We start from the raw sequence: 6039 nt of genomic DNA, 5'->3' as shown, positions 1-6039 counted from the left end.
TATCGCCGGGCAATGATCTGAAGATGCCGTTTGCGGCAGGTCATGTACTTAATAATAAAGTCCTTACGACCTGCCGCCCTTCGCTTCGATCCCATCCGCTTCCGCCACCTGCTCTCCGCCATGCCCTGCACACCACGGGGCGGGCGCAGCGCAGAGCACATGGGTGTGTAGGGCTGGCAGGTGGCGGACGTATATGAACAGAGAAGGGACGGCGATAGCCAGACCAGGGGCTGCCCGAACGGAGAGGGCATGGGAAGGGGCGGCAACAAAGGGAACACAAGATGGAAAAGGGAACAAGACTATAAGGTAACTGCCCCTTCCCATGCCCGCAGTGAGACCGCTTTTCGCTCCCGTGCATAAAGGGTACACTGCAATACAGGAAGATCCGTTACCCCATACCACGCATAAAAAAATACGCCTACAGACTTCTTTTCCGCTTCATTAAGACGCATAAAATAATCGTGCATTTCCTGATCTAAAGCCTTTCCCATAAAACTCATTTTCTACAAATTTAAGATTTATAAATTAGATACCATTCTCGCTGATTATCATACCTTTAACCGCCGGACAGCCGCCCGGTCAAGCCCCGTCAGCGCCATGATCTCGGTGATCGCATACCCTTTGGCCTTCATCTGGCGCGCGATCTGGCGAGCCTGCTCCCGTGCGCCCGCTGCCGGTCTTTTCTTTACCCAGTTGCCGGCCGCGGGCCATCAGTTCGTAAGGTGCTACATACTTCAGGCTTTTGGACAGATCATCCATCAACCCATCCTCTGCAAAGCTAAAATACCCCTGATCGCTGATGATGCAATGATCCAGTACCGGCACATCCACGATGCGGCCTACCTGTATCATGCGGTCCGTCGTATCCTTGTCCGCAACAGAGGGTTTCAACGACCCGCTAGGGTGGTTATGCACCAGGATGATCTTTACGCATCTTTTCTGTAAAGCAAGGCTGAAGATCTCCATCGGCTCTGCAATGGTACGCGTCACCGATCCCATACTCACCAGCTCCACCAGCAGGATCGTATTGTCCGCCGCCAGACCGATCACCCAAAGATGCTCCCGGTTGCGGTCGATCTTCTGCTCCCGCTGCAACACCATCCGCATGATCTCGTAAACATCAGCATGTACCTCTATTTTCGTTTTATGTAGCTTGCTCAAGCGTATTTCCATTTGATCAGATTTGAAGTTAAACAATTGGATGGTATTTCATCACATCGGCCTGTAACCCGTCCAGCAGGTATTTCCGGTAGGCTTCCGTAGAGCTTACATATTTGTGGCCGGCCATGTACTGCACCGTTCTCAGATCGTATTTCCGCAGCCAATGCACGATCACGCTGGCACGCAACTGGTCAAGATTTTTTACGCGGCCATTGATCCTGCGCAGGTGTTTTAAAATGATCTGTGTAACGCCATAAAAATTATTCCCGCCCTGAGGCTGTACAAAAACATGATCACGCTGAGCATCTGCCGGTAAAATCTGTGTACGCACATCATGCAGGTATTCCATGATCCCGCAGACCTGCCAGCTTTCCAGTTGCAGCACCCGTTCCGCTGTCCGCCGCTGCGCATGGACTTGTATCAACCCTTCCCGCAACCGCAGGTCACGTAACTGCAAGGCCGCGATCTCCTCCACCCGCAAGCCCTGGCACACTAGCAACCCCGTTATCACTTTATTCCTTTTGCGTGATAATAAGTTCATGTCCTGCGGTGGCATTTGCTTCGCTGCTGTATAAGCGATCTCCACCGGGTAACGCGCATATAGCTCCTGTAGATGTGCCACAGGCAATATCTCGTGCTGCAACTGCCGACGGATACCCTGCAGCTGGATGCAACTGGCCGGGTTATCCGCGACCTCCCCTTCACTGATCAGCCAGTCAAAGTATTTGCGCAAATGGGTCAGGTAACCGCGCACCGTCTTTGCGATGCGCCACCCTCGCTGCTCCACCGCACGAACGCCAATATATCGCTGTAACTGGTTTCCGATAACGCTGCGATGTTCTCCGTTTTTGCCCAACGCCACAGGTAACCCACCACCCGAACGGTCGTATCAATAGAAGCCGTGCTGTAGCCTTTCAGTAACAGGTATTCCCGGAACTTGCTGTGATCCATGTGCATGACCATGATGTTGAAGTGATAAAAGATGGGTGTAGAGCTGCGTGCTTTCAAGGCTGGTATGCCCTAAAAATTCCCGGATGCGTTCCAGCGCCATACCGTTCTGTAAAAATGCGTAGCAATGCTATGGCGTAGCGTATGCAGGTGAACGTCCTTGCGTTGCAGTTCCGCATCACCACTCAGCCTCACCAGTTCCTTTAACCGCAATAGCAACATCTGCCCGCTCAGCCGCCGGCCATGCTGGCTCACAAAAAAGCGGTCTCCTTACCGGATGACAGGTAAGCCCTCCCTTCCTGTAAATATTGTTCAAGGTAACGGATGCCTTGCCCGGTAACAGGCACCAGCCGTTCGCGGTTACCCTTGGCATGCCGCACATGCAACAGCCCACGATGGAAGTGAACATCACCGATATCAAGATGATAACCTTCGCTGCGCCTTAACCCGCAACCGTAATATACCGTCAGCATCGCCCGGTCACGCAGCTGCATCGCTTCATGGAACAAAATGCCTTTATCGTAGCGCTGCGGCTCATAAGGACGATACGTTACATCATACAGGCATTGTATCTCCGGTTGCGTCAGCACATCCGTAACGATGCATTCATCGCTTTCCGTGCGGATGTCCAGTACCGGCAACTGCAACCGGCCACTCCTGCGCAGGTACTCGCCAAACTTGTGCAGCGCCTGCAAGTGCTTGTTCAGGTAGTTGTTACTTAAACCGCCATTCTGCCGCTGGTTAGCCCGGGATTTCAGGTGATGATAATGTTCCTTGAACAGGCGAACGTCCAGCTCCTGTAACCGGCGGCGACCCTTACTTTCCGCGTAATACAATAGCTCCTGTACATAATGCGGCAACTGGTAAACGGTCTGTTCATGGTAACCATGCACCGACAACCACTGCCGGTAACTTTGGACAATATAACGGTACGCCTCACTTTGCAAGCCAAGCTGTTTCATAATGATCATTAATTTTATTTGCCTGTATATAATCACCGCAGGATGTAAGCCGAAGGGGCTAACTATTTCACCTTCCGGCGTTTGCCCGGCTCACTGCTAACATGGGCTGGTGGCGGGCCGGTGAGCCGCTGCGTGGCTGCATCCAGCGCCGTCCCGATCCGCTGCTGCAACTGCGCATATTCTTCATAGGACAACACTTCATATTGATATACCTTGTCACCACGAGCATTCACCTGCCGGATATAACCCGCCTGTTGCAACGCCGCGTGATAGCGCTTGACCGTGCTGAGCGGGATGCGCAAAGCACTGCGGATACCGCTATTGGTAAAGATGGCCTGGCCGCTGGATCGCAGGTAGGCTTTTAACTGCTCGAAGTACCCGCGCGTAGCGCCGCTCAGCTCATCGCTCTTGCGCAGCAGCACGGATTTCATCAGCGCGTTGGCTTCCTCGATATCTTCTATCGCAGTTTCGATATATGATTCTCCCGTCACCGCATCCGTCTTGCACGCCCGCTGGTATTGCTTGTAAAAAGTGATCACTTCTATAAAAGACAGGTAATGCGCATTGGTGCGCCGCTGCCTGAACACTTCCCGCGGGATCTTCAACTGCTCTGCATAGGGATTGCGGACAATGACAGGATGTAATACCCGTTGTACATGCTGCAACAGGGTACGGGCCTGCTGCTCCGTTGCAACGTTGATCTTTCCCGCGCTGAGCTTGCGTTGGTAATCCATCACCCGTTCATCCTGTTCGATGCTCTCATCCAGTTGCAGCAGGAAGCAACGGTTAGCGTTATCCTCGTACAGGCTTTCATGCGTGGTACAGCCCGCGATGCTCACCGGGCCATGCACTTTTAAATGGACCGTCTTTGTATGGCCATCGCGGTCTTTGACAGTGACCGTCTTGCTGATCCGCTGTTTGCTTTGCAGTTCTCGCAATGGATATAAAGCTGACCATGCACCGTCCATATCTTCTATCAGCACCAGTTTATGACCCAGCTCTCCTTTATCGAAGTAATAAAAAGCATTCTCCGTCAGCGCCGTGATCTCGATACGATCTTCTTCCGGTACCAGCTCGCCCACTTTCTCCTGCAGGTGGCTTTTACCGGTACCGCTGCTGCCGAAGCTGATCACATGCAACGGGTGATATCCTTTGCGGCTCGTAAACACCAGTACATGATCAAACGGTTCAACTCTTCCCCCACGATACCGCTTTGCCCGATCAGTTCGTTGGTACGTTACAGTAAGCCCGGCGCTTGCAGGAACGCAATGGCTTGCTGACGTTCCACGTCCGTCAATATCCTGGCCGGGGTTGCCTGCCCCCGCGCCTCCTGTTGCTGTAAACGGTAGCGCTCCAATTGGTCCGTGAGCTGCCTTAATGCCTCCATTACCTGAGCAAGGTCGGTTTCCAGCTGGCTGGATACCAGCCGCGCAAACTTCTCCGTTTGATGATGATTGTATAAATCAAGATTTTGACGAACCACAAGATTGCAGGTATCCGGATGACCTGCGTAATGCCGGAACGCGCGGTTGGTGGCTTCCACTTTCAGCGTCACCCGAAGCCGGTCCAGCCCTTCCAGCCGGATGCCACCCAGCACCGTGAACATCAACTCACCTGGCTGGTAGGTGATCGCTTCCGGGTGGCTGGTATCGATTTGTGAAGATGTAGCCGTCATAAAAAAAATGTTTAAAGATTTATTTTCTGACTTATCAGTCACAAATCTAAAACATCCATCTTAAACCAACAAACATTATTACCATTGTTTATGACACATCATTCACCTAATTTTGATAAAACACCCGTTTATCAGGCATTTTAAATACTTATCGTTATGGTTTTAGGGGACAATATGATGCTCATCCGCAAAAAGAAAGGACTCTCGCAAGCTGAGCTCGGCCGTATGATCGGCACATCAGGTGATGTTATCGGCAGGTATGAGCGCGGCGATATCACCCCTTCTATTGAAGTGGTGTCTAAAATTGCTGACGCCCTCGAAGTGTCCGTAGATTATCTCATCGGTAAAACAAACATGGAACTCGATAAACAGGCGCTTAAACGACTCGAAGATATATCCCGGCTGCCAGAGGAAAACAGGAAGTTCGTTCTCAACCTCATCGATATGGCACTAAGGGACTTTAAAGTAAAAAAGCACACAATGCATAAAACACAACTCCCGCGCGGATCGCGCGGGAGTTGTGTTTTAAACCACTGTATCAGCACAATACTCCTGTATTTATAAAACCTTCTAAATCTCCGACTGTAATTGTGGGCTTATCGGATACCTTTTCATGCTTAAAAAACGAATAACAGGACTAATAAAATCAAATGGCTCATTTCCTATAAAGAACCCGGATAAATCCAAACGCTTTACTTCTATCCTAAACTCTTTTATTAAATCATGCATAAACTCATCCACATCATCTCCTTTAAATCCAAAATCATGCAATAACGAAGTACTTGAAGTTACTTTTAGTGGATCAATCTTATATTTCTGCTGTAAATATGCCCGCAAAACATTCAAGGTATCTTCCATAGATTTAAGTTTAAAAATTATTAATTATCCCCCTCATCATTTCATGCATGGTGGATAGCCCCGCAGTACCTGAGTGCATCTGATAATTCACCATGTTAAATTGCTGATTTATTGGCTGTGCTTGAAAATGTTCAAAACCTTTCCATACTAACTGTCCGGTTGTAATATAAACACCTATCGCACTCGTTGCCCTTCCTAACTGTCCTCCTAAACTCGTTGCCTGGGGTAAAAAGGCTGCACGAGGTGCTGTTGAAGGTATAACACTTCTGAATATTACAGAAGAAAGGGAAGTCATGGGACTAGCCCCCTGGCAACAAAACTTCTAAATAGTATATTAGGTACAATAACTTTAGGCACTAGCGGAGAGCCTGCCGCTATTAATGATGGGCCTAAAATCGGTATTTTCTCTAAGGTGGTCCTAGTATTGGTTTGCGT

General features: G+C 50.0%; 10 protein-coding genes and 1 pseudogene. 1 reads left to right on the top strand and 10 read right to left on the bottom strand.

The window, feature by feature from the left end:
* Window positions 1-299 precede the first annotated feature (299 nt).
* The 9 genes and pseudogenes from MKQ70_RS37030 to MKQ70_RS37000 all read right to left on the bottom strand — a co-directional run bounded on the left by MKQ70_RS37030 (window position 300) and on the right by MKQ70_RS37000 (window position 4746).
* Window positions 300-491: a hypothetical protein gene (locus MKQ70_RS37030; protein WP_248080857.1), complete on the bottom strand. Its 192-nt coding sequence runs from the start codon at window positions 489-491 to the stop codon at window positions 300-302.
* Between the two features lie 57 nt (window positions 492-548).
* Complete coding sequence (locus MKQ70_RS43995; protein WP_504909827.1) at window positions 549-632, bottom strand: hypothetical protein; 84 nt, start codon at window positions 630-632, stop codon at window positions 549-551.
* A 139-nt stretch (window positions 633-771) separates the two neighbouring features.
* Window positions 772-1173, bottom strand: a pseudogene (locus MKQ70_RS37025) (JAB domain-containing protein); the annotation flags it as partial.
* A 16-nt stretch (window positions 1174-1189) separates the two neighbouring features.
* On the bottom strand, window positions 1190-1915 hold the full coding sequence (locus MKQ70_RS37020; RefSeq protein ID WP_248080853.1) for a tyrosine-type recombinase/integrase: 726 nt from the start codon (window positions 1913-1915) through the stop codon (window positions 1190-1192).
* On the bottom strand, window positions 1900-2169 hold the full coding sequence (locus MKQ70_RS37015) for a hypothetical protein (RefSeq protein ID WP_248080851.1): 270 nt from the start codon (window positions 2167-2169) through the stop codon (window positions 1900-1902). Before MKQ70_RS37015 ends, MKQ70_RS37020 begins: the two co-directional genes overlap by 16 nt.
* A 12-nt stretch (window positions 2170-2181) precedes the next feature.
* The gene (locus MKQ70_RS40800) at window positions 2182-2364 is read right to left on the bottom strand and encodes a tyrosine-type recombinase/integrase (protein ID WP_308199387.1); all 183 of its coding nucleotides are present in this window, start codon (window positions 2362-2364) and stop codon (window positions 2182-2184) included.
* On the bottom strand, window positions 2361-3071 hold the full coding sequence (locus tag MKQ70_RS40795; protein ID WP_282456996.1) for a tyrosine-type recombinase/integrase: 711 nt from the start codon (window positions 3069-3071) through the stop codon (window positions 2361-2363). The genes MKQ70_RS40800 and MKQ70_RS40795 overlap by 4 nt, the downstream gene beginning before the upstream one ends.
* A gap of 62 nt (window positions 3072-3133) precedes the next feature.
* A complete protein-coding gene (locus MKQ70_RS37005) occupies window positions 3134-4240 on the bottom strand; it encodes an MTBMA_p00010-related P-loop-containing protein (protein ID WP_248080849.1) in 1107 nt (368 codons plus the stop codon).
* Between the two features lie 68 nt (window positions 4241-4308).
* Window positions 4309-4746, bottom strand: coding sequence for a hypothetical protein (locus MKQ70_RS37000; protein ID WP_248080846.1), 438 nt, complete (start codon window positions 4744-4746; stop codon window positions 4309-4311).
* 156 nt (window positions 4747-4902) lie between these two features.
* Between MKQ70_RS37000 and MKQ70_RS36995 the strand changes: the two genes are divergently transcribed.
* On the top strand, window positions 4903-5310 hold the full coding sequence (locus MKQ70_RS36995; protein WP_248080842.1) for a helix-turn-helix domain-containing protein: 408 nt from the start codon (window positions 4903-4905) through the stop codon (window positions 5308-5310).
* Window positions 5311-5316: 6 nt separating this feature from the next.
* Here MKQ70_RS36995 and MKQ70_RS36990 read toward each other — a convergent pair whose 3' ends face one another.
* Window positions 5317-5604, bottom strand: coding sequence for a DUF1493 family protein (locus MKQ70_RS36990; protein WP_248080839.1), 288 nt, complete (start codon window positions 5602-5604; stop codon window positions 5317-5319).
* Between the last annotated feature and the right edge of the window lie 435 nt (window positions 5605-6039).

The organism is Chitinophaga sedimenti (assembly GCF_023156195.1).
Taxonomy (GTDB): domain Bacteria; phylum Bacteroidota; class Bacteroidia; order Chitinophagales; family Chitinophagaceae; genus Chitinophaga; species Chitinophaga sedimenti.
The sequence above is the reverse complement of the archived record's forward strand: the minus strand, read 5'-3'. Positions and strand labels throughout refer to the sequence as shown.

Coding starts and splice junctions, on each gene's coding strand:
- MKQ70_RS37030 (WP_248080857.1), bottom strand. CDS start 491: ATGGGAAAGGCTTTAGATCAGGAAATGCACGATTATTTTATGCGTCTT.
- MKQ70_RS43995 (WP_504909827.1), bottom strand. CDS start 632: ATGAAGGCCAAAGGGTATGCGATCACCGAGATCATGGCGCTGACGGGG.
- MKQ70_RS40795 (WP_282456996.1), bottom strand. CDS start 3,071: ATGAAACAGCTTGGCTTGCAAAGTGAGGCGTACCGTTATATTGTCCAA.
- MKQ70_RS37000 (WP_248080846.1), bottom strand. CDS start 4,746: ATGACGGCTACATCTTCACAAATCGATACCAGCCACCCGGAAGCGATC.
- MKQ70_RS36995 (WP_248080842.1), top strand. CDS start 4,903: ATGGTTTTAGGGGACAATATGATGCTCATCCGCAAAAAGAAAGGACTC.
- MKQ70_RS36990 (WP_248080839.1), bottom strand. CDS start 5,604: ATGGAAGATACCTTGAATGTTTTGCGGGCATATTTACAGCAGAAATAT.